Here is a 21335-nt window from a genome sequence, read left to right as displayed (position 1 = left end):
CGCCGCCGGCAAGCATGGCAGGCTCAATGCCCGCCGCCGAGGTAGGCGGCCACAACGGCCGGATCCGTCTTGAGCTGCTCGGCCGGCCCCTGCACCGCTATCCTGCCGTTTTCCAGGACATAGCCGTAATCGGCCACCGCCAGGGCGGCCGCGGCGAACTGCTCGACCAGCAGCATGGTGACGCCTTCCTCTTTCAGGCGGCGGATGATCCGGAACACCTCGTCCACCAGGATGGGCGCCAGCCCCATGGACGGCTCGTCCAGCAAAATGATGTCCGGGTTCAGCATCACGGCGCGCGCCATGGCGAGCATCTGCTGCTCGCCCCCCGAAAGCGTGCCGGCCTGTTGCTGGCGGCGCTCCTTGAGCCGCGGGAACAGGTCCATGGCGCGCTCCAGGTCGTTTTGCACGTCGCCTCTGGCCCGGCTGCCGGTCAGGCGCGGGAAGGCGCCCAGCAGCAGATTGTCGGCCACGCTGAGCGTCGGGAACACCCGGCGCCCCTCCGGCGAATGCGCCAGCCCCTGGCGGGCGATGCGGTGCGATTCCAGCCCGAATATGTTTTTTCCGCCCAGGGTGATTTCCCCCGCGCTGGGCGCCAGCATGCCCGAAATGGCCTTCATGGTGGTGGTCTTGCCGGCGCCATTGGAGCCGATCAGCGTCACCACCCGCCCCTTGGGCACCTCGATGCTGACGCCATGCAGCACTTTCACCTTGCCGTAGCCGGCTTCCAGATTCTTGATCGATAACATTGCTTGCTCCTGGACTAGGCTGCGCTGCCACCGAGGTAGGCCTCGATGACGCGTGGATCGGCTTGCACTTCCGCGGGCAGGCCTTCCGAAATTTTCTGCCCAAAGTCGAGCACGGAAACGCTGTCGCAAATGCCCATGACCACATCCATGTGATGCTCGATCAGGATCACCGTCAGGCCATAGTCCTTGATCTTGCGCATGATCACCAGCAAGTCCTGGATATCGGGCGCCGTCAGGCCGGCCGCCGGCTCGTCCAGCAAGAGCAGTTGCGGGTCCAGCGCCAGGGCGCGGGCGATTTCCAGCAGGCGCTGCTTGCCGTAAGGCAGATTGCGCGCTTCCTCGAGGGCCAGGCCGGCCAGGCCGACAAAGTCCAGCAAGGCATAGGCCCGCTCGCGGGCGGCGGCTTCCTGCCGCTTCCATGACGGCAGGTGCAGGGCCACGCCGGCGAAACTCACCGTAAAGGTGTGGTGCAAGCCGACCAGCACGTTTTCGAGCGCCGTCATTTCGCCGAACAGCTGCACATTCTGGAAAGTGCGCGCTATGCCTTTCTGGGCGATCTGCGCCGGCGACACGCCCACCAGGGATGCGCCCGCAAAGACTATCGCGCCGGACGTGGGCGTATAGATGCCGGTGAGCACGTTCATCATGGTGCTCTTGCCCGAACCATTCGGGCCGATCAGGCCATGGATGGTGCCGCGCTCGATCAGCAGGTCGACATTGTTGAGGGCCTTGAGGCCGCCGAACTGCATGACGGCATTGTTGACGCGCAGCAGCGCCTCATGGGCCCCCGCCGCCGCGGCGCTCAGCCCCGTCGCTTCGCGGCGCAATGGCGGCAGCTCGTTGACCGCATGGCTGGAAATGCCGAAGACATTGCGCAAGAAACCGATGATGCCGTCGGGCAGGTAATACACCACGAATAGAATCATCACCCCGAAGATCGTCAGGCGCCAATCCGTCATCTGGTCCATGACCAATGAGAACGCCGCCAGCAGGACCGTGCCGGCTATCGGTATGGCCACGCGGCGCAGCGTCGACCGGCCGCGCATCACCAGCACGGCGCCGCCGACCAGGATGATCAGCGCCAGCCCGATGGCGATGGACCGGAACGTGGAGATGTCATCCAGCATCTTGGGCAGCAGCACGATGATGGCCGCCCCCAGAATGGCGCCGCTGCGCGTCTTGCGCCCGCCCATGATGATGGCCAGCAGGAACAGGATGGTGAGCTCGAAGGTATAGGTATTGGGCGAAATGTACTGCTCGGAATAGGCATGCAGCGCGCCGGACAAGCCGGCCAGCCCTGCGCTGATCACGAAGGCGTAGACCTTGTACTTGTATACCGACACGCCCATGCAGTCGCAGGCGATGGGGCTGTCGCGCAATGCCTCGAACGAGCGCCCCAGGTGCGACTTGGCCACCCGCTGCGTCAGTATCAGCGACAGTATCATCAGCGCCGACACCAGCCAGAAGTATTCCGCGCCGCTGAAGGTGTGCCCCGCCACCTCGGGCTTGTCGATCACGATGCCCAGCGGGCCTTCGGTCAGGAAGTCCATTTCATTGATCAGGATCTGGATGATGGTGCCGAAGGCCAGCGTCACCATGGCCAGATACGGCCCGGTCACCTGCAAGGAAGGCAGCGCGAGTATCGCCCCGAATACCGCCGTCACGGCAATCGCCGCGGGAATGGTGTACCAGATGGGCAGGCCCAGGTGGTAGAACAGCACGCCCGCCGTATAAGCGCCCACGCCGAACAAGCCGGCATGCCCGAGGGACACCTGGCCGGTATAGCCCACCACGATATCCAGGCCATACAAAAGAATGGTATAGATGAGGATGGTTTCAATAAGATGCAGGTAGAACGAGTTGGTGACCACCAGGGGCACGCCCGCCAGCACTGCGATGAATACGATAAAAAGACCAAGACGCATCGGTTTCATTGCTACACCTTCTTGATCGCTGTTTTGCCGAACAGGCCGGCGGGTTTGATCGTCAGCACCAGCAGCAACAGCACCAGGCCGGGCACGTCTTTGTAGCCCGTCGACAGGTAGTAGCCCGTGGTGGTTTCGGCGATGCCCAGTATCAGGCCGCCAACGATGGCGCCCATGCCGCTGCCCAGGCCGCCGATGATGGCGACCGCAAATGCCTTCAGGCCGAGCACGGCGCCCATGGAAGCGCCGGTGAGTGTCAACGGCGCGACCAGCACGCCGGCGAACGCCGCGGTCAATGAAGACAAGGCATAGGAAAAAGTAATGACCAGGCTGGTGTTGATGCCCATCAGGCCGGCCGCGTCGCGGTCCGCCGACGTCGCCACCACGGCCTTGCCATAGATGGATTTCCGGTTGAACATCTCGACCAGCAGCATGATGAGCAATGCGCCGCCCACCACCAGCAATTCCATCGGCAGCACATTGGCGCCCAGGACTTTCAGCGGTGTTTCGGATATGGGGGACGGAAAGCGCAAGGCGTCGCGGCCCCACACGTTTTCCGCGGTGTTGCGAAAGATGATGGCCAGGGCTATCGTGGCCATGATCCAGCCGAACTCGGAGCGCGACTTGAGCGCGGGACGCACCGCAACCCGCTCCACCACAGCGCCTTGCACAAGGCCGAATACGCAAACGATGGGTATCATTACCCAGTAATTGACGCCCATTCCGACCAGCGTCAGGCCGACCAGCGCGCCCAGCATCAGCGCCTCGCCCTGCCCGAAATTCAATGTTCCGGAGGTCGAAAACGTCAGTTGATAGCCAAAGGCGATCACGGCATAGATCATGCCCAGCGCGACCCCGCTGTATACCAGTTGAAGAAGAATAGCCATGAAATTTCCGATAGAAAAGAGTCCCCCCCGCGTTATGGCGAGGGGGAGTGAACGTCTTTTATAAACGCCGCGTCGCGGCTGTTATTTTGCCGACGACAGCTCTTTCTTGTTAGGCTTGGCGCTGTTCTGCTCGTCCTCCGGGTGGGCGAAAACCACGCGCCCATCCTTGACCTCGCCCATGTACACCAGGTTCGCGGTGATCGCGTCGTGGTCTTTCACCGAGTACGGATGGTCGTAGGTCATGATCACGCCCTCGACCGGCGTTTTGAGGTCTTCGAGCGCCGCCCGCACTTTGGGGCCTTCGGTGCTGTTTGCCTGCTTCATGGCGGCCGAGAGCAGGTACAGGGAATCGTAGCCCTGGGCCGCCGAAACCGCCGAGTCGATGCGGTCGTTTTTCGGCTTGAACTCGGCCAGATAGGCGTCGATGAACGCTTTGCGCTTGGGCGTGTTGGGATTCTGTATGAAGGTCTGCGGCATGATGGCGCCGTTGCCATTGGCGCCCGACGTATCGATGTAGTTGGCCATGGCCAGCGTCCAGCTGCCCACCATCGGAACTTTCCAGCCCAGCTTTGCCATGCCGTTGGCAAGCTGCGCCAGTTCAGGGCCGATGCCGTAAGTCAGCAGTGCCTGGGCGCCCGCTTCCTTGGCGCGCAGGAGCTGCGCCGTCATGTCCACATCGCCGATGTTGAACTTCTCGACGGCAACAGGGATGACGCCTTTGGCCTTGAGCGCGGTTTCCAGGTCCTTGCGGCCCAGTTGCCCGTAATTCGTCGAATCCGCCATGATGGCCACTTTCTTGAACCCCAGCTTGGACACCGCTTCCTCGGCGATCATCGGCGCCTGGATGCTGTCGTGCGCGGCCAGGCGGAAGACGTAATTGTGTTCATATTTCGGCGGCTCGAACTGATGCGACAGGACGCTGCCGGTCGCCACATTGTTCATCACCGGAATTTCGGCCGTTTGATAGAAACGCTGCGACGCCAGGGCGACGCCCGTATTGATGTAGCCCAGCGTGGCCACCACTTTTTCGCGGTTGATCAGTTCCTGGGCGATTTGAACGCCCCGCTCGTTCTTGGCTTCGTCATCGCGTTCCACGAGTTCGATCTGGCGCCCCAGCACACCGCCATTCTTGTTGATTTCCTTGGCGGCCAGGCGCACGCCGTCGCGCATGCTCACGCCCATCGACGAGGAACCGCCCGTATAGGGACCCGAAACGCCTACCTTGATCGGGTCCGCCGCGAACGATGTACCGCCTGCCACCAGAGCGATGGAACCCACGAGCAGCTTGAGCTTGAAATGCATATTGTCTCCTACCGGATATTTGAATTTTGAATATTGGAAATAAACCCGAGGGCTGACTCGGGGAGCCTAATATCCGGCAATTTACTTACACCAAACTTACCTTTGCTGACATCCTCCTGACAGCCGCCCCGCGTTAAGCCCGCCGCGCCGGCAGCGGCGTCCGCGGGCGGCGTTTTTCCGTGGGCGCCCGCCAGGAACATGGCTTGCTGTATCGATTGCCTGGCGGCGGGGGGCAGGGAAAACCATAAAAAACATTTGGTTACGTAACCGCCGCCGTGGGTCGATATACTGATTCCAGATTCATGGCTATTTCTGCGAACTGATATCTAACAAGGAGTACATCTACGATGCATACTCGATCAATCACATTATCCCGCCAGCTTCTGGCCGCCTGCGCTCTGGGCGCCTGCCTTGCCGCTCCCCTGGCCATGGCCGCCGGCCCGGGCGCAAGCCCGGGCAATGCGGACATCGAAGCCCGCTACAAGACGGATATCGCGCGCTGCAATGCCGGCCAGACCAATCAGGACAAAGCCACCTGCCTGCGCGAAGCCGGCGCGGCCCGCGACGAATCCCGCCGCAATCGCTTGAGCAACGGCAATCAGGCCTACGATAAAAATGAAGTGGCAAGGTGCCAGGCGCTGCCCGCGGCGAAGCGCGACGATTGCATGCTGCAGATGTCGGGCCAGAACACCAGGACCCAAGGCAGCGTGGGCGGGGGCGGCGTCTTGCGCGAAACCACCATCACCACGCCCGGCGCCGTCGCCCCGGCCCCGGTGCCGGCCCCGCCTGCGCCGGGCCTGACGCCCAACCCGCCGCCGGCAACGCCAGCCCCGTCGCTGGCGCCACCCGCCCCGCCCTCCGTGGCCCCGCCCGCGCCCTTGACCCCGGCCGCGCCGGTGCCGGGCACCGGCATCGCCAAATAAGCCTTACAGTTCCAGCTGCATACCCATCTCCACCACCCGATTGGGCGGAATCTTGTAGAAACGGGTGCTGCGGCTGGCATTGCGCGCCATGAAGGCGAACAGCCGGCGGCGCCAGGCCAGGTGGAACGGCAGTTTGCGCACCACGATGACAGTCTGGCGCGACAGGAAATATGAAGTCTGCATGGGATCCAGGTTCAGTTCGGGATGTTCCTGGCTGATCTGCTCAAGCACCTTGGGCACATTCGGCTCCTGTTTGAAACCCCAGCGCGCCACCGCCTGCCAGGCGGTCCGGCTCAATCGTTCCAGCCGGTATCGCTCGCTGAAGGGCACGTAAGGCACATCGGCGCTTTCCACGGTCAGGAACAATGCCTGCTCATGCAGCACCTTGTTATGCTTGAGGTTGTGCAGCAGCGCCGGCGGCACCGTATTGACGATCATGCTCATGAACACCGCCGTGCCGGGCACCCGGGTGGGCGGGTATTCTTCCAGCGATTCCATGAAGGACTTGAGCGGCTGATGGTCGCCCGACAGGGTTTCATGCATCTGGTCGCGGCCCTGCTTCCAGGTCATCATCAGCGTCAGCAGGCACAGGCCGACCAGCAAGGGCACCCAGCCGCCATCATGTATCTTCAAGGCGTTCGACGAAAACAGCAATACGTCCAGGACCAGGAATACGCTGATCAGGCCCAGCCACATCAGCCGCCTGGGCCCCTTGGCATTGCGCGGCAACACTGCGAAAGCCAGCAGCGAGGTCATCAGCATGGTGCCGGTGACTGCGAACCCATAGGCGTGCGCCAGCCCTTCGGACGAGCCGAAAGCCAGCACCAGGACCAGCACGGCAATGAACAGCAGTATGTTGACGCGCGGCAGATAAATCTGCCCCTCTTCGCGCGCCGAGGTGTGCAGGATAACCATGCGCGGCCAGAAGCCCAATTGGACCGCCTGGCGCGTAACCGAAAAGGCGCCCGAGATGACCGATTGGGAAGCGATGACGGTCGCCACCGTCGCCAGCACCACCAGCGGCACCAGCCCCCAGTCCGGCGCCATATGGAAGAAAGGGTTGCGCATCGTGGACGGATCGGCCAGGATCACCGCCCCCTGCCCGAAATAGCAAAGCACCAGCGCCGGCAGCACCAGGCCGAACCACGCCCGGCGGATGGCCGAGCGCCCGAAATGGCCCATGTCGGCATACAGGGTCTCGGCGCCCGTCAGCGCCAGCACGATGGCCCCCAGCAGCAGGAAGGTCTCCCAGGGCGCCTTCGCGATGAATGCGTAGGCCCACATCGGATTCAAGGCCTGCAGGATATGCGGCTCCAGGATGATGCGCCACGCCCCCAGCGCCCCGAGCGTCAGGAACCAGAGCAGCATGACGGGACCGAAAAGCTTGCCCATCGCGCCCGTGCCGCGCGACTGGATCATGAACAGGCCGCCCAGCACCAGCACCGACAAAGGCACGACCCATGGATCCAGCCTGTGCGAAACGATGGCGATTCCCTCCAGCGCGGACAATACCGAAATGGCCGGAGTGATCATGCTGTCGCCATAGAACAGGCAGGCGCCGATCAAACCCAGCACGATCAAACGCCATCTCTTGCGCCCCGAGACCCCGCGCACGGCCAGTTCCATCAGCGCCAGCGTGCCGCCCTCGCCGCGGTTGTCGGCCCGCAGGATGATGGTCACATACTTGAGCGACACCACCACCATCAGCATCCAGAACAGCAAAGACAGCAGGCCGAGGATTTCGGCCTCGCCCGGGTTGGCGACCTGCGCGAGCGCGGCCTTGATGGTGTACAAGGGGCTGGTGCCAATGTCGCCGTAGACCACGCCCAAGGCCCCCACCAGAATGGCGGCCCCCGGCGTCGCGGCCGGTTTCGGGGGGTCGTGCGCCGCAGTTGCCTGGTCCATGTTTTTACTCTTGTCTTCTGAGTTTCGCCCCTATCCGGGGCCCTGGGAATACAACAGTAATTCGCGTGCCCGGAAAAGCGGGACGGCTGGTCAGATTCCACCAGGCGCCATGGGCGCGCGCGATTTCACGCACGATGGCCAGGCCCAATCCCGAGCCTCCGGCGGCGGCGCGCGAAGACCGGTAAAAGGCCTCGAATACGCGTTCGGAATCTTCCGGCTCGATACCGGGGCCATCGTCCTCAACCGTCAGGGACGGCGGGTTGGCGCCCACTTGCAGCGTAATGGCGCTGGCCCCGACGCCGTAGCGCAAGGCATTGTCGATGAGATTGCTCAGCAGCTCTTCCAGCAACAAGGGGTCCACGTCCACCCAGACCGGCTCATCGGGGGCCATCAACTGGATATCCACGTGGCTGGCCCGCGCCGCGGGTATCCATTCGGCGCCGCTGGCCCGCACCCATTCGCATAAATCGCGCCGCACAAAGCTGTCCTGCGGGCGGGTCGACGAATCGGCGCGCGCCAGCACGAGCAACTGCTGGCCCAGCCTTATCATGCGATCGGTGACTTTCTTGATGCGCTCGGCGCGCTCGCGCACGTCGTCCGGCAGGCTGCGCGTAAGCATCAGCTCGGACTCCAGCTTCAGTCCGGCCAGGGGCGTCCTGAGCTGGTGGGCGGCATGCCCGATGAAGCGCTTCTGCGCCTGCATGGAATCGTCCAGGCGCAGCAGGAGGTCATTGAAGTGCGCGACCATGGGCGCCACCTCGGTAGGCAGCCCCGCCACGTCGAGCGGCTGCAGGTCATCGATGGAGCGCTGGCTGATTTCCTGGGACAAACGGTTGATGGACGCCAGGCCCGAACGCACGCCGGAAAGCAGGACCCAGGTAAATACCGAGACCAGCACCACCTGGCTGACCACCATGGTCCAGAAAAGGTCGCGCAGCAGCCAGGCTTCAAGGCTGACCTTGCGCGTCATCACCCATGTGACGCTCAGATCCAGCACGACCAGCACAATGACGGCGGGCAGCAGGCGCAAAACCAGGTGACGCGCGAGCGAGCCTCGCGGCATCAACTCGCCGCGGAACTTACGGGGCACTTTCTACGTCGAGAAGATAGCCGAAGCCGCGCACCGTTTGTATGCCGGTGCCGGTGCCTTCCAGCCGCTTGCGCAGGCGGTATACATAGACTTCCACCGCGTTTTCGCTGAAATCGGCGTCCCATGCCGAAAGCGAATTGACGATCTGCCGCTTGGTGACCACCCGCCCCACGCGCGCCATGAGCATTTCCAGGACGGAAAGCTCGCGCACCGACAAGCTGAGGCGTTCCCCGTGGACGCGCACTTCCCGGCCCACGGTGTCGAACTGCAAAGGGCCGGCTTCGATGAAGGGCTGCGCCTGCCCGGCGCGCCGCCGGGCGAAGGCGCGCACGCGCGCCGCCAGTTCAGGCAGTTCGAATGGCTTGGTGACATAATCGTCGGCGCCGGCATCCAGGCCGGCGACGCGATCCTCGATGCCGTCGCGCGCGGTAAGGATAAGGACGGGTACCTGCAGATTGCCGGCGCGCAGCTTGTGCAGCACATCCAGCCCGCTTTGGCCCGGCAAATTAAGGTCCAGCAACAGCAGGTCGTAGCTTTGGCCGGCGACGGCGCCCAGCGCCTGATCGCCATCTTCAAGCCAGTCGACCGCATACCCCTGCTCGACCAGGAATTCCTGCAGCGCATGACCCAGCGTGGTGTCGTCTTCGATAACTAGTACTCTCATACCGTGATTCTATATCGAAGCGCCCGAATTTTTATAGTTCCGCGAGGATTTATCCCGGTGCCGTTACAAAGCTGACAGGCGGCTGTTCAGACGCCGGACCAGGCGCCGCTCATCGCGCCGCGGCCGGCTCGGCCGCCTTGTCGGCCGCGACGTGGTCCTCGGCCGCGTCCTTGGAGCCGGGCCGGGTAATGAAGCCCAGCCGCTTGAGGCCCGCCGCCTTGGCGCTGCTCATGACCTGCGCCAGCACTTCGTAGCGCGTGTTCAGGTCGGCCCGGATGCGCAATTCGGGCTGGGGCTCCAGCGCCGCTTCAGCGGCGAATTTTTGCGTAAGCTGGTCCGCCGTCACCGCCTGCTCGTTCCAGTACAACTGCCCCTGGGCATCGACAGCCAGGTCTATCGTCTTGGGTTCCTGCTCGACGGGCTGGGAAGAGGCCTGCGGCACATTGATCTTGATCGAATGGCTGAGCAAGGGCGCGGTGATGATGAATATCACCAGCAGCACCAGCATTACGTCGATGAGCGGCACCATGTTGATCTCGGAGACCGTATGGCTCACCCCTTTGTTGTCAAAGCTGCCGAAGGCCATTTATTCACCCTTGCTTGCGGCAAGCACGACGCGGCGCGCTTTATTGGAAGATTCCGACACCTGCTGCCCCGTGGACAGGAAGGTGAACAGATCGTGGGCGAAGACATCGAGGCGCGCCAGGTAGACCCGGTTGCTGCGCACGAAACCGTTGTAGGCCAGGACCGCGGGTATGGCCACCGCCAGGCCCAGGCCCGTCATGATGAGGGCTTCGCCCACCGGGCCGGCAATGCGGTTGACGGTGACGCCATCCGACAAGCCTATGCCCACCAAGGCATGATACACCCCCCACACCGTGCCAAACAGCCCCACGAAAGGCGCGGTCGACCCTATGGATGCCAGTATGGTCAGGCCGTTCTCGAGGCGCGCGGTTTCTTCGTCTATCACCTTGCGTATGGTGCGTGTGACGAAGGCGCCCGTGGAGCCTTTCTCCTCGAGCTTCATCGCGCCGTACTTGGCATGATGGGTGCGCGCATGGATCGCATGAATTGCCAGGTGCGCAAAGGGCTCGTTGGCGCCGTGTATGGCGATTTCGTTTTCGACCTGTTCCAGCGAGCTGGCCGCCCAGAAGCTGGTCAGGAATTTCTTGGAACGCATGCCTATCCGGATATTCGTGAACGACTTGACGAAGATCAGATACCAGCTGGTCAGCGACATCACGATAAGAAAACCGAACAGGGTCTTGCCGACGATGTCGCTTTGCGAAATGAAGTGCAGCATGCCGCCGCCCTGCGCAATGTCGGCTGCCGTGGTCCCCGCCGCGGCAGCGGCCGCGGCCGCCGGAGCGGCCATGCCAGCCGCGGCGGCGCCTGATTGCGCAGCGGGTGCGGCTTCACCAAGCTGGGCAAGCACATGCAGTGCGCTATTTAGAAAATCCAACATTCGTTGCGTCCTATAAAACAAAATCAAAGGGAATATCGGCCATGGCCTGATATGCGATACCGTTTTCCGTATAAGGCTTGAAACGCGCGGTGCGCGCGGCCTTCAAGGCGGCGTCGTCCAGGCGCGTGTAGCCCGAGGACGAGCGCACCGACACATCCAGCACCGAGCCCTGGGCGGAAATCAGCACTCGCACCACGACCCTGCCCTGCTCGCCGCGGCGCTCGGAAACGCGCGGGTATTCCGGGCTGGGCCGCTTGCCGAGATAATCGACCTTGCCTATCATGCGCGGCCGGTTTGGATCGACGGGCGCCGAAGGGGCCTTGGGCATGGCCGGAGCGCTTGCCTTGCCGACCGGCGCAGCCGCGGCAACGGGCGCTTCGGGCTTGGGCGGCGCCTTGACCACCGGCTTGGGCTTGGGTTTGGGTTTCGGCTTGGGCTTGGGTTCGGGTTTGGGTTCAGGCTTGGGTTCGGGCGGCGGCTCCGGCGTTATGGCTTCCGGCTCGGGCTCCTCCACGACAGGCTCCGGCTCCGGTTCCGGCTCGACCACCGGTTCGGGTTCGGGCGGCTCGGGCTCGACGACGGGCTCGGGCTCGGGCTCGGGTTCGGGGACCACCTCGGGTTCCGGGGGCACGACAGCCACCTCCTGAACCGGCTCCAGGTCGGTCTCGATGTTGGCAGCCGCATCGACCGGATCGTCGGCGATTTCAACGAAACGCACCTCGACCGTTTCGGGGAGGTCTATTTCGGGCTTGATCGGCGGGGACGCCAGTATGGCCCCCAGCACCGCCAAGTGTAATCCCACCGCAACGGCAACCCCGGCCACTTTGATAAGCACGGGGCGGGATTTCGGTTCAGCATGGGAACGCGGCATTGAATAAGCAATTGAAAGTGTTAAACAGCGAACCCGGCATGCGTCGCGCGGAAACCGCTGTAGTTGAAACAAGAACAAAATAGTAGCAGAAATGCGAACCATTCGCAATAATGGCCGCAAGCTGCGGCATCCGGGCGCCGGCAGGCATCACCGCGGGCAAGACACAGCCAAGTTTACGTCCGTTTCAATGGGCTGTGTATTGATCAATGTCGTGCCGGCCGCTGGCAAGCCGAGCGCATACGAAAAAGCCACTTAAGCAAACCTTAAGTGGCTATTCTTTCATTGCATAGTAGTGGTGGGTGCTACAGGGTTCGAACCTGTGACCTACGCCTTGTAAGGGCGCCGCTCTACCAACTGAGCTAAGCACCCGTTATCGCTGGGTACCACTGCTTTGGCGCAAAACGCGAAGACAAAATTATAACGTAGCGCGTTTGGCTATGCAAATCCAAGTCAAATATTAGTTGACGGCTTCTTTAAGCGCCTTGCCGGGACGGAATTTCGGCACCTTGGCTTTCTTGATCTTGATCGCCTCGCCGGTGCGCGGGTTGCGGCCCGTGCGCGCCGCGCGTTCCGATACGGCGAACGTGCCAAAGCCGACCAGAGTCACTGTGCCTTTCTTTTTTAGTGTAGTTTTCACGGCCCCGATAAACGCTTCGAGCGCGCGGCCAGCGTCGGCTTTCGACAGATCGGCCTTGGTGGAAATGTGTTCGATAAGCTCTGTTTTGTTCATTAAGGATTACCCCTAAAAATTATTGTAGCCAAGTTCGTCCCGCAAGGGGCTGACTTGGCGCTTGATTGAAAAATACGCAGCATGGTCAGTGACATTCGTATTACCCACAGGCAATGATGTGGGTGCAACCAGGTGACGTTGCTGCAAATAAGCACACCCAGCTGACTACCGCGTATTAAGCCTTTGAAACCCATGGCTGTCAAGCAAAAAACCTTGAAAACCCGCATCGTTGCTGACTTTTTTGATTTTTGCGCGGCAACAACAATAAATTTTGCAAAGTTTGCAACTGGGCTGGCCGGCGGAGAGAAAACTATGTTATCTCCGGCCGCCCGCATCGTTCTTCAAGCGATGCCCGCTTTACTGCAAGGCCTGCACAAAGTCGCCGATCAGATCCTGCACATCTTCGATACCGACGGATACGCGCAAAAAGTTGTCGGAAATGCCCATCAGCGCGCGGCGTTCCGCGCCCATCTCGTAATAGATCGTGTGGGCCATGGGCAGAACCAGACTGCGATTGTCGCCCAGATGGGTCGCCAGTATCAGCACATTGAGGCGGTTCAGGAAATCAAACAGGTCGACCTCGTCGACCAGCTCGATGCCCATGAGCGCGCCGTAGCGATTGCCGAACAACTGCGCGGCGCGCTCGTGCTGAGGATGGCCCGCCAGCCCCGGATAATGAATTTTGGCGACTTTGGGATGCGTGCTCAGGAACTGCGCCAGCGCCAGGGAATTCGCGCAGGCGCGATCCATGCGCAAGGCCAGCGTTTCGGCGCCCGCGGCGATGCGGTGGGCCGCCTCGGACGCCAGCGTGCCGCCCATATCGCGCAAACCCTTTTTCTTTATCTGGGTCAGCCCCCATGAAGTGGGCTTGCCGCCGCGATAAGGCGCGGCGATGTTTTCGTAGCCGGTCCAGTCGTACAGCCCCGTATCCGTTACCGCGCCGCCCAAGGCATTGGCATGCCCGCCTATGTGCTTGGACAAGGAATTGATGACCAGCGACGCCCCGACCGCCTTGCCCTGGCACAGCCAGGGCGTGGCCAGGGTGTTGTCGACCACGTAGACCAGATGCTTTTCCCGGCACCAGTCCCCTATGGCTTGCAGATCCGCCACCTGGGTGCCGGGATTGGCCAGCGATTCAGTGAACACCATCCTGGTTTCGGGCCTATGGGCGGCGATCACATTCCTGGCGTCCGTCGCGTCGACCAGGCTGACCTCGACGCCCAGGCCGGCCAGGGTGCCAAGCAGGCTGTTGGTATTGCCAAAAATATACTGGCTGCTGATGAGATGGTCGCCCGCTTTCAGCAGGGAAAAAAAAGTGGCCGCCAGCGCCGCCATGCCGGTGGCGAAACTGACCGTTCCGGCGCCGTCTTCCATTTGCGAAATTTTGGCTTCGAGGGCGGCGGTCGTGGGCGTGCCCTGGCGCGCATAGGTAAAGCCCGGCTTGCCCTGGAACACGGCCGCCAGTTCCCGCGCATCGGCGAACGCATACTGCGATGACGGATGCATGGGCTTGTGAATGGCGCCGTGTTCGACCGAGGCGCGCCGGTCTGAATGAAGAATCGTAGTGGTAAAGCCGTTTTTAGCCATGATGGAAGAAGAGCGATATATAGATATAGGGTGAAGGAAAATGGGAAGGCCGCCGCCGCAAGGCTAAGAGCGGCGCTGCCGCAGCGTTTCGTACAGGCAGACGGCGCTGGCCACGCTGACGTTCAGGCTCTCGACAGATCCCAGCATGGGGATATGGACCAGCTCGTCGCAGGTCTCGCGGGTCAAGCGGCGCATGCCCTCGCCTTCGGCGCCCATCACCCACGCCATGGCGCGGCGGCCGTCGACCTGATGTATGGTCGAGGCAGCCTGGTCATCCGTTCCCACGAGCCAGACGTCGCGCTCTTTGAGCTGGCGCATGGTGCGCGCCAGGTTGGTCACCATGATGTAGGGGACGGTCTCGGCGGCCCCGCTCGCAACCCGCTGCACCGTGGTGTTCAAGCCCACGGCCTTGTCGCGCGGCGCAATCACCGCATGCACGCCCGCGGCATCGGCCGTGCGCAGGCACGCGCCAAGATTGTGCGGGTCGGTCACGCCGTCCAGTATCAAAAACAAGGCGGGCTCGGGCTTGTCCTCGAGCCAGTCGAGGACCTCGTCGACATCCGCGGCCAGGGGATGGGCTTCGGCCAGGGCCACCACCCCCTGGTGCCGGGTGCCGCGCGCCAGGCCGTCGAGGCGCTCGGCGGCGACTGGATGAACCCGGATATTGGCCGCCTGCGCCTGCTCGATGAACGTCTGCATGCGCTTGTCGCGCCGCGATGCTTCGACGTAGAGTTCCCTGATCGAGCCCGGCGCGTGGCGCAAGCGGGCGATCACGGCATGGAAACCGGCCAGAACCTGATGAGACGACATGTATATCCTTATGGAGTTGTTTTTGCGCGGGCCTCGCACGAGCCCCGCGCAAACGCATTTTACCCCCCAAGGCCGGCGCCGCTAGCGCCTGGCGTTTGCCGCGGGACCGCGGACCGTCAGCGCCGCCGTATGGTCTTCGGCGCCGAGGCCGTCTTGGCGCTGCGCTTGGCTGCCGCCCTGCGCTGCCTCGATGTCGTGCCTTTCAATGCTTCCGGCTTGGTGGGCGCGGCGCGCTTGACACGGCGTTCGGCCGGCGCCTCGGGCTCTATCGCCGCTTTCAGGGCCTTGAAGGTGGTGCCCTTTACCAGCCGGAACTCGATGCGGCGCGCTTCCAGATCGACGCGCGCCACCTGCACCTGCACAGCATCGGTAAGGCGATAGCGTATGCCGGTGCGCTCGCCGCGCAATTCGTTCATGGCTTCGTTGTACTGGAAATAATCCGAGCCGAGTTCCGATACATGCACCATGCCTTCCACGAACAAGGTGTCCAGCGTAATGAATATGCCGAACGTCGCCACGCCCGTGACCCGGCCGCTGAATTCCTCGCCCACGCGTTCCTTGACGAACCAGCACTTGAGCCATGCTTCGACGTCGCGCGAGGCGTCGTCGGCGCGGCGTTCGCGAGCCGACAGCAGCACGCCGAGCTTTTCCCAGACGGCATGCTCGCGCTCGTCCTTGGGCAGCGCCGCCAGGTTGCCGATATCGGCGGCCTCGGGCACGTAGCGCTTGCCGCGCAGCACGCCCTTGATGACCCGATGGGTGAGCAGATCCGGGTAGCGGCGTATCGGCGAAGTGAAATGGGCGTAATGGTCGTAGGACAGGCCGAAGTGCCCCACTTGCTCGGGACTGTAGATGGCCTGTTGCAGCGACCGCAGGCACATGGTCTGGATGATCGCGAAGTCGGGCCGGTTGCGCGCGGCCTGGACCAGCTTGGCGTAATCATCGGTGGTGGGGTCTTCCCCACCGCCGAGAGTCAGCCCCAGGTTGCGCAGGTAGTCGCGCAAAGATTTGAGCTTTTCGGGCGTCGGGCCTTCGTGGACGCGATACAGGCCCAGCCGCTTGTTGCGCGTCATGAATTCGGCCGCGCAGGTATTGGCGGCCAGCATGCATTCTTCTATCAGCTTGTGGGCATCGTTGCGCGTATAGGCTTCGATCTTTTCTATCCTGCCCAATGAATTGCAGACTATCCTGGTTTCTATCGTGTCGAAATCGATGGCGCCGCGCTTCTTGCGCGCCTGCGCAAAAAGCTGATAGAGCTCGTGCAGATTCTGTATATGCGGCAGCACCGCCTGCATGGACTGCCCCGCCGGCCCGCCGGGCTGCTGCAGGGCCGCCCAGACATCCGTATAGGTGGTGCGCGCGTGCGAATGAATGACCGCATCGTAAAACTGGTAAGCGGTGATGCTGCCGGCCTTGGCGCCGCTGGCGGCGATCACCATATCGCAGACCAGCACCAGCCGGTCGACATCGGGATTCAGCGAGCAGATGCCGTTGGACAAGGCCTCGGGCAGCATGGGTATGACCCGCCGCGGAAAATAGACGCTGGTGCCGCGCTCGATGGCATCGTTGTCGAGCGCATCGCCCGGGCGAACATAATGGCTGACATCGGCAATGGCCACCAGCAGGCGCCAGCCCGGCTTGCGGCGCTTTTCGGTGCCGAGCTCGACCGGCGTGCAAAACACCGCGTCGTCGAAGTCGCGCGCGTCCTCGCCGTCGATGGTGACAAACGGCACTTCGCGCAAATCGATGCGGTCTTTCAGGTCGGTGGCCTTGACCGTGGCCGGCAGTTTCTCGGCCAGTTGCAAAGTAGCCGGGGAAAATTCATGCGGCACATCGAACTTGCGCACGGCGATTTCGATTTCCATGCCGGGGTCGTCGATTTCGCCCAGCACTTCGACCACGCGGCCCAGCGGCTGCGTATGGCGGGTGGGCTGCTGGACAATTTCGACCGTGACCACCTGCCCCGGCTCGGCGCCGCCCATATCGGAAGCCGGAATGAGAATATCGTGCTTGATGCGCTGGTCCTCGGGGACCACGATATAGTTGCCGCGCTCTTTCAGGAAGCGCCCGACCAGCTTGTTGGTGCGCCGCTCGATGACTTCGACGATGGTGGCTTCCGCCTTGCCGCGATATTCGCCGTCGGGCTTGGCCAAAACGCGGTCGCCGTGCAACACTTTGAGCATTTCGCGCGGCGACAGGAATAAATCCGGGCCGCCGTCGTCGCGCAATAAAAAGCCGAAACCGTCGCGATGGCCTTGCACGCGCCCGGCGATGAACTCCAGTTTGTTGTTCAGCAACAACTGCCCTTGCGGATTGAAAAAGAGCTGGCCGTCGCGTTCCATGGCTTTCAGCCGACGATCGAAACCCACCGACAATGGCACCGACGCCCCCAGCGATTTCGCCAAAAGCTCAGGCGCCACGGGCGTTTCCGAGGATCGCAGGTACTGCATGATGACTTCCCGACTAGGCACGTCCGGATCGAAATCCGGCGGCAAATCGTGTGCGCCAGCTGGATTTTCTTTGCTGTTCGAGTCGTTCTTGGAGCGTTTGTTCAAAGGTGATTTCCGTTCGTTAAAAAAATGCGTTATACTTTGCGCCTCTTAAAGATGTAATGCAAAACGCAGCAGTAGTCGGTAAAGCGATAGCATACACTTTATGCCCAGGTGGCGGAATTGGTAGACGCGCATGGTTCAGGTCCATGTGCCTTCGGGTGTGGAGGTTCGAGTCCTCTCCTGGGCACCACTGCTTTATACATAGACCCTCGTTAATCTTCGATTTTCGGGGGTTTTTTGTTGCCTTCATATCGCCATATGCCGGCTCCCTAGTCCCGAGTACCCCTACAGGATATTCATCCTTAGCTGCAGACGCAGGCTGCTCAGCCAATCTTCCTGGAAATGGGGTTGCAAGCTGTCCAACTGCTTGCGTCCGACACCCGCCGCCTGTCCGAGTTGCTGCAGAGAGGTAACACGATCCAAGAGTGTCAGCACATGCGTGGCGCGTATGGCAGCACGGTCAGCCGTGGAGATCGCTGTCAGCACCGCGCCTTCGGGATGGGCATGAAGCCAAGCCATGATGTGGTGCTCACCATCATCGAGCGCAGGAAGATGCGGGCAATCGAGCCGAAGCATTGCCAGCATCGTGTCATCCACGTCATGCACCTGCGCCAAGCCACCGAGGAGTTCTTCACGAGGGATTTGCACACGTCCGGGCTGGAGTGGGTCTCCTGTGCAACATTCAATCACGCAGGTATCGACTAATACTCGCGGCTTAGCCATCTGCCGAGCCTACATTGAAAACGGCACGGCTTTCCCATGTTCCATCATCAGTTCTGCGAGCTGATCAAGTCTCATGGACAGCGCCTTGGCGGCCTTGCGTGCGGAAACATGGCCATGTGCGATTCCGTCGTGCAATAGCGTGGCGAACGAAGCGGAGAACAGCTTTGGCAGCTCCGCCCGGGTCTTGGGCGCATAAACATCGAGCAATGCATCGCAAGTTGGCTTGTCGATCATCTTCGCGTTGAATAGTCGATAGGCGAGTGCGCCATTGGAAACCTGAAGCTCGCGCGCGACACTCGCTAGGTATTGCACATCGGCCAACTGCTCGGATGGGATCAGCTTGTCGAGGGTCGCCTTGGGCATTAGCACCGCGGCGGCGAAGTTGTCGGCTAATTGCTCGATGCGCGGAATGCGCTTGCCTGCCGGTTGTTGGGGAAGTTCGCGCCGATCGGGTGGTATGGCGTCCCATGTCAGGGCATGGAACAGCTCGTGCGCCACATCGAAATTGCGGCGCGCAGCCGACTCCTGGCGATTGATGACAATGACGCCTAGATCTGACAAACGACACATCGCTCCCGAGATATCTTGGGGGCCGGTATCGATTTCCGCGTCAATGAAAAGTACCGGAACGTCGAGCTTGCGCTCGATGCTATCAACCAGGTTCTCAGAAGGGATGACTCCTAATTGCAGTTCCTGACCCACTGCTTCACCCCACGCCCACGCATCCTCAAAGGTAGGGTGGGGAGGCATGCGCAACATCGGTGTGAGCGCCTTGGAAGGGCCGTGCAAGGCGACTTTGAGATGCCGCATGAGCCCGACGATTTGACCGATGCGGGACTCGAAATCGTTGAGCATTGCATCAGGAACCGTTTGCGCTACTCGCCATGAGAAGCGAGCCTCGCCTGTGATGACGAACGGGTCAATGAACCAGTCGATAGCGCGGCCCAGCACTTGGCTTGCCCGCACCAGCTCGGCGGCCTGCACTCGCCGGTCGCCATTCTCGATGGTCGAGAGGGTCTGGCGGTCTGCGAAGCCAAGGGCCTCAGAGAGTTGCGCTTGCGTCATCCCTGCAGATTCACGGGCTGCACGAATGCGAGCCCCCATCCTGCGGGCGGTATCATGGTGAAGTTGCTCTTGCGTATTCATTTGCGCATTTTAATCTTGCAATTTCATCTTTGCAAGATTGGCGACTATCGAATAGTCGGCGAGCCAAAAAGTGGAATTGGCATGTATTGTCAGATAGCCTGTCATCGATTTGCTGCTCTTGATTTATGTGCCTCAGGCAAGTAATAATATGCCTAGAGCATATTTGAGATATCTTCCATGCAAACCGATCCCATCGAAGCCCGCGCCGAAGCCGTCCGTCGTTTCAATCGCTTCTACACACGCCAGATCGGCGTGCTTCATGAACATCTCCTGAATAGCGCATTCTCGCTTACCGAAGTCCGCATCCTGTATGAGCTGGCGCACCGCTCGATGCTCACGACCTCGGACCTATGCCGGGAACTGGGCTTGAACGCGGGATATTTGAGCCGGGTGGTTGGCGGGTTCGAAAAGAAAGGACTGGTCGCCAAGACGCGCTCGGCGACCGACGCGCGGGTCGCCCAACTGGAGCTGACCGGCAAAGGGCGCGCGACGTTCGCGCCGCTGAACGAGGCGTCCCGCCGTGAAGTCATCGCGATGCTCGAACGGCTCTCGGAGCCCGAACAGCATCAACTGGTCGACGCCATGAGCCAGATCCATGACGTGCTCGGGGAAACAGCGCCCAACTATTTACTGCGCGACCCGCAGCCGGGCGACATGGGCTGGGTCGTCCATCGGCAAGGCGTGCTGTATGCGCAGGAGTATGGCTGGAATGCGGAGTTCGAGGCGCTGGTGGCCGAGATTGTCGCCAGCTATGTGCGGGAATTCGATCAGGCTTGCGAGCGATGCTGGATCGCCGAAAAAGACGGCAAGGTCGTAGGCTCCGTATTTGTCGTCAGGCACGACCGGGAAACCGCGAAACTGCGCCTGCTCTACGTCGAGGCCAGCGCGCGCGGCCTGGGTATCGGCCATCGGCTGGTGGATGAATGCCTGCGCTTCGCCCGGCTTGCCGGTTACAAGAAGATGGTTTTATGGACCAATAGCGTACTGACCGGCGCGCGCAGAATCTATGAGCAGGCTGGATTCCAGCTCATCGAAGAGCAGCCGCATCATAGCTTCGGCAAAGACCTTATCGGCCAGACGTGGGCGCTCGATTTGTGAGCGCCCACCTGAAGGCGACGATCGCCGCCGCGACCACCGGTGTCCTGGTCGGCGCGGCAATGGTGTCCACACGGGTGGTGTCCAGCGATGCGTCGCCGGCCACACTCGCCTTTTTGCGCTACCTGATCGGTTTGTGCGTGCTGGCCGTTCCGGTTCTTCTCGCGTCCACATCGCGCACGCGATTCCCGCCGGCGGACGCGGTCGCCGTCTCTGTTCTTGGCGTGTTCCAGTTTGCCCTGCTGATCGTGCTGCTCAATTACTCTCTGGAAACACTGCCGGCGGCGACTTGCGCGCTGGTTTTTTCGACCATGCCCCTGTTCACCATGTGCCTGGCCATCGCATTGCGGCGCGAGACATACAGTTCGAGAAAGCTCGGCGGACTGGCGCTTGCGATCTCCGGCGTGGGATTCCTGCTTTATTCGTCGCCGGCGCAAATCGACGCCCCTCCGGCCGACCTGCCGGCGCTTGCGGCCCTTGTCGGCGCGACACTGACGGGCGCCGTATGCAGCATTCTGTACCGCCCCTATCTGCAGCGCTATCCCGTCTTGCCCACCAGCGCGCTGGCCATGTTTGCCGCGGTGATCTTCCTGACCGGGCTTTGCCTGGCCACCGCCCAGCCTCTCGCGCCCCGCTTGTCGGCAATCCAGTGGGCGAATGTGGGCTTCATCGGCCTGTCCAGCGGCCTGGGTTATTTCTGCTGGCTATGGGCCCTGGCCAAGATCGACGCCAGCCGCGTGGTCGCCTTCCAGGCATTGGGTCCGGTCACCGCCGCGGCCATAGAGCTGGCCTTGACGCGCCACCCGCCATCGTGGCAGCTTCTTCTGTCAATCACGCTGGTGGTCTCCGGGCTTCTTCTGGCCTGCCTGCGGCGCGCCGGGCCGGCGGCTGGATGAACTCGATGAAGGCGCGCA

General features: G+C 62.0%; 19 protein-coding genes and 2 tRNA genes. 4 read left to right on the top strand and 17 right to left on the bottom strand.

Annotated elements, in window-relative coordinates; translation table 11 throughout:
* Positions 1–23: 23 nt before the first annotated feature.
* The 4 genes from BUB23_RS14330 to BUB23_RS14315 form a co-directional block, all read right to left on the bottom strand.
* Positions 24–746 (bottom strand): ABC transporter ATP-binding protein, encoded by a 723-nt coding sequence (locus tag BUB23_RS14330; RefSeq protein ID WP_073103933.1) that lies wholly within the window; start codon positions 744–746, stop codon positions 24–26.
* Between the two features lie 14 nt (positions 747–760).
* The gene (locus tag BUB23_RS14325; protein ID WP_073103931.1) at positions 761–2680 is read right to left on the bottom strand and encodes a branched-chain amino acid ABC transporter ATP-binding protein/permease; all 1920 of its coding nucleotides are present in this window, start codon (positions 2678–2680) and stop codon (positions 761–763) included.
* A 2-nt stretch (positions 2681–2682) separates the two neighbouring features.
* Positions 2683–3558 carry a branched-chain amino acid ABC transporter permease gene (locus BUB23_RS14320; RefSeq protein ID WP_073103929.1) on the bottom strand — a complete coding sequence of 292 codons (876 nt, stop codon included), beginning with the start codon at positions 3556–3558 and terminating at the stop codon, positions 2683–2685.
* An 81-nt stretch (positions 3559–3639) separates the two neighbouring features.
* On the bottom strand, positions 3640–4860 hold the full coding sequence (locus tag BUB23_RS14315; RefSeq protein WP_073103927.1) for an ABC transporter substrate-binding protein: 1221 nt from the start codon (positions 4858–4860) through the stop codon (positions 3640–3642).
* A 347-nt stretch (positions 4861–5207) separates the two neighbouring features.
* On the opposite strand from BUB23_RS14315, the gene BUB23_RS27040 reads away from it, so the two are divergent.
* Positions 5208–5783 (top strand): hypothetical protein, encoded by a 576-nt coding sequence (locus BUB23_RS27040; RefSeq protein ID WP_073103923.1) that lies wholly within the window; start codon positions 5208–5210, stop codon positions 5781–5783.
* 3 nt (positions 5784–5786) lie between these two features.
* On the opposite strand, the gene BUB23_RS14300 is transcribed toward BUB23_RS27040, so the two are convergent.
* From BUB23_RS14300 to rnr, 11 genes are all read right to left on the bottom strand, one after another.
* The gene (locus tag BUB23_RS14300; RefSeq protein WP_073103921.1) at positions 5787–7688 is read right to left on the bottom strand and encodes a potassium transporter Kup; all 1902 of its coding nucleotides are present in this window, start codon (positions 7686–7688) and stop codon (positions 5787–5789) included.
* Between the two features lie 4 nt (positions 7689–7692).
* Positions 7693–8751 (bottom strand): sensor histidine kinase, encoded by a 1059-nt coding sequence (locus BUB23_RS14295; RefSeq protein ID WP_073103919.1) that lies wholly within the window; start codon positions 8749–8751, stop codon positions 7693–7695.
* A 16-nt stretch (positions 8752–8767) separates the two neighbouring features.
* Positions 8768–9442: a response regulator transcription factor gene (locus tag BUB23_RS14290; protein WP_073103917.1), complete on the bottom strand. Its 675-nt coding sequence runs from the start codon at positions 9440–9442 to the stop codon at positions 8768–8770.
* Between the two features lie 109 nt (positions 9443–9551).
* Positions 9552–10028: an ExbD/TolR family protein gene (locus BUB23_RS14285; RefSeq protein ID WP_073103915.1), complete on the bottom strand. Its 477-nt coding sequence runs from the start codon at positions 10026–10028 to the stop codon at positions 9552–9554.
* On the bottom strand, positions 10029–10907 hold the full coding sequence (locus tag BUB23_RS14280; RefSeq protein WP_073103914.1) for a MotA/TolQ/ExbB proton channel family protein: 879 nt from the start codon (positions 10905–10907) through the stop codon (positions 10029–10031).
* A 10-nt stretch (positions 10908–10917) separates the two neighbouring features.
* Complete coding sequence (locus BUB23_RS14275) at positions 10918–11778, bottom strand: energy transducer TonB (RefSeq protein WP_073103912.1); 861 nt, start codon at positions 11776–11778, stop codon at positions 10918–10920.
* 293 nt (positions 11779–12071) lie between these two features.
* Positions 12072–12147: transfer RNA gene (locus tag BUB23_RS14270), tRNA-Val, on the bottom strand.
* An 88-nt stretch (positions 12148–12235) separates the two neighbouring features.
* Positions 12236–12508: an HU family DNA-binding protein gene (locus BUB23_RS14265; RefSeq protein WP_073103910.1), complete on the bottom strand. Its 273-nt coding sequence runs from the start codon at positions 12506–12508 to the stop codon at positions 12236–12238.
* A 357-nt stretch (positions 12509–12865) separates the two neighbouring features.
* Positions 12866–14095 carry a cystathionine gamma-synthase family protein gene (locus BUB23_RS14260; RefSeq protein WP_073103908.1) on the bottom strand — a complete coding sequence of 410 codons (1230 nt, stop codon included), beginning with the start codon at positions 14093–14095 and terminating at the stop codon, positions 12866–12868.
* A gap of 63 nt (positions 14096–14158) precedes the next feature.
* Complete coding sequence (gene rlmB / locus BUB23_RS14255; protein ID WP_073103906.1) at positions 14159–14905, bottom strand: 23S rRNA (guanosine(2251)-2'-O)-methyltransferase RlmB; 747 nt, start codon at positions 14903–14905, stop codon at positions 14159–14161.
* A 116-nt stretch (positions 14906–15021) separates the two neighbouring features.
* Complete coding sequence (gene rnr, locus BUB23_RS14250; RefSeq protein ID WP_073103904.1) at positions 15022–17460, bottom strand: ribonuclease R; 2439 nt, start codon at positions 17458–17460, stop codon at positions 15022–15024.
* A gap of 102 nt (positions 17461–17562) precedes the next feature.
* On the opposite strand from rnr, the gene BUB23_RS14245 reads away from it, so the two are divergent.
* Positions 17563–17647 (top strand) — tRNA-Leu (locus tag BUB23_RS14245).
* Positions 17648–17742: 95 nt separating this feature from the next.
* On the opposite strand, the gene BUB23_RS26730 is transcribed toward BUB23_RS14245, so the two are convergent.
* On the bottom strand, positions 17743–18054 hold the full coding sequence (locus BUB23_RS26730; protein WP_143160986.1) for a hypothetical protein: 312 nt from the start codon (positions 18052–18054) through the stop codon (positions 17743–17745).
* 135 nt (positions 18055–18189) lie between these two features.
* On the bottom strand, positions 18190–19326 hold the full coding sequence (locus BUB23_RS14235; RefSeq protein WP_073103900.1) for a helix-turn-helix domain-containing protein: 1137 nt from the start codon (positions 19324–19326) through the stop codon (positions 18190–18192).
* A 177-nt stretch (positions 19327–19503) separates the two neighbouring features.
* Here BUB23_RS14235 and BUB23_RS14230 point away from each other — a divergent pair, with 177 nt between their 5' ends.
* Together BUB23_RS14230 and BUB23_RS14225 are read left to right on the top strand one after the other, a co-directional pair.
* Positions 19504–20424 (top strand): bifunctional helix-turn-helix transcriptional regulator/GNAT family N-acetyltransferase, encoded by a 921-nt coding sequence (locus BUB23_RS14230; protein WP_073103898.1) that lies wholly within the window; start codon positions 19504–19506, stop codon positions 20422–20424.
* Entirely contained in the window at positions 20421–21317 is an 897-nt protein-coding gene (locus tag BUB23_RS14225; protein WP_073103896.1) for a DMT family transporter, read from the top strand. The genes BUB23_RS14230 and BUB23_RS14225 overlap by 4 nt, the downstream gene beginning before the upstream one ends.
* The last annotated feature ends 18 nt before the right edge of the window (positions 21318–21335 follow it).

Origin of the sequence: Pollutimonas bauzanensis (genome assembly GCF_900129885.1) — a bacterium.
Taxonomy (GTDB): Bacteria; Pseudomonadota; Gammaproteobacteria; order Burkholderiales; family Burkholderiaceae_B; genus Pollutimonas; species Pollutimonas bauzanensis.
This window is presented reverse-complemented; position numbering and strand designations above follow the sequence as displayed.

What these genes read in the sequence shown, in the direction of transcription:
- BUB23_RS14325 (WP_073103931.1), bottom strand. Translation starts at nt 2,680, where the DNA reads ATGAAACCGATGCGTCTTGGTCTTTTTATCGTATTCATCGCAGTGCTG.
- BUB23_RS14265 (WP_073103910.1), bottom strand. Translation starts at nt 12,508, where the DNA reads ATGAACAAAACAGAGCTTATCGAACACATTTCCACCAAGGCCGATCTG.
- BUB23_RS27040 (WP_073103923.1), top strand. Translation starts at nt 5,208, where the DNA reads ATGCATACTCGATCAATCACATTATCCCGCCAGCTTCTGGCCGCCTGC.
- BUB23_RS14275 (WP_073103912.1), bottom strand. Translation starts at nt 11,778, where the DNA reads ATGCCGCGTTCCCATGCTGAACCGAAATCCCGCCCCGTGCTTATCAAA.
- BUB23_RS14300 (WP_073103921.1), bottom strand. Translation starts at nt 7,688, where the DNA reads ATGGACCAGGCAACTGCGGCGCACGACCCCCCGAAACCGGCCGCGACG.
- rlmB (WP_073103906.1), bottom strand. Translation starts at nt 14,905, where the DNA reads ATGTCGTCTCATCAGGTTCTGGCCGGTTTCCATGCCGTGATCGCCCGC.
- BUB23_RS14290 (WP_073103917.1), bottom strand. Translation starts at nt 9,442, where the DNA reads ATGAGAGTACTAGTTATCGAAGACGACACCACGCTGGGTCATGCGCTG.
- BUB23_RS14260 (WP_073103908.1), bottom strand. Translation starts at nt 14,095, where the DNA reads ATGGCTAAAAACGGCTTTACCACTACGATTCTTCATTCAGACCGGCGC.
- BUB23_RS14285 (WP_073103915.1), bottom strand. Translation starts at nt 10,028, where the DNA reads ATGGCCTTCGGCAGCTTTGACAACAAAGGGGTGAGCCATACGGTCTCC.
- BUB23_RS14330 (WP_073103933.1), bottom strand. Translation starts at nt 746, where the DNA reads ATGTTATCGATCAAGAATCTGGAAGCCGGCTACGGCAAGGTGAAAGTG.
- BUB23_RS14295 (WP_073103919.1), bottom strand. Translation starts at nt 8,751, where the DNA reads ATGCCGCGAGGCTCGCTCGCGCGTCACCTGGTTTTGCGCCTGCTGCCC.
- BUB23_RS14315 (WP_073103927.1), bottom strand. Translation starts at nt 4,860, where the DNA reads ATGCATTTCAAGCTCAAGCTGCTCGTGGGTTCCATCGCTCTGGTGGCA.
- BUB23_RS14235 (WP_073103900.1), bottom strand. Translation starts at nt 19,326, where the DNA reads ATGAATACGCAAGAGCAACTTCACCATGATACCGCCCGCAGGATGGGG.
- BUB23_RS14230 (WP_073103898.1), top strand. Translation starts at nt 19,504, where the DNA reads ATGCAAACCGATCCCATCGAAGCCCGCGCCGAAGCCGTCCGTCGTTTC.
- BUB23_RS14280 (WP_073103914.1), bottom strand. Translation starts at nt 10,907, where the DNA reads ATGTTGGATTTTCTAAATAGCGCACTGCATGTGCTTGCCCAGCTTGGT.
- BUB23_RS14320 (WP_073103929.1), bottom strand. Translation starts at nt 3,558, where the DNA reads ATGGCTATTCTTCTTCAACTGGTATACAGCGGGGTCGCGCTGGGCATG.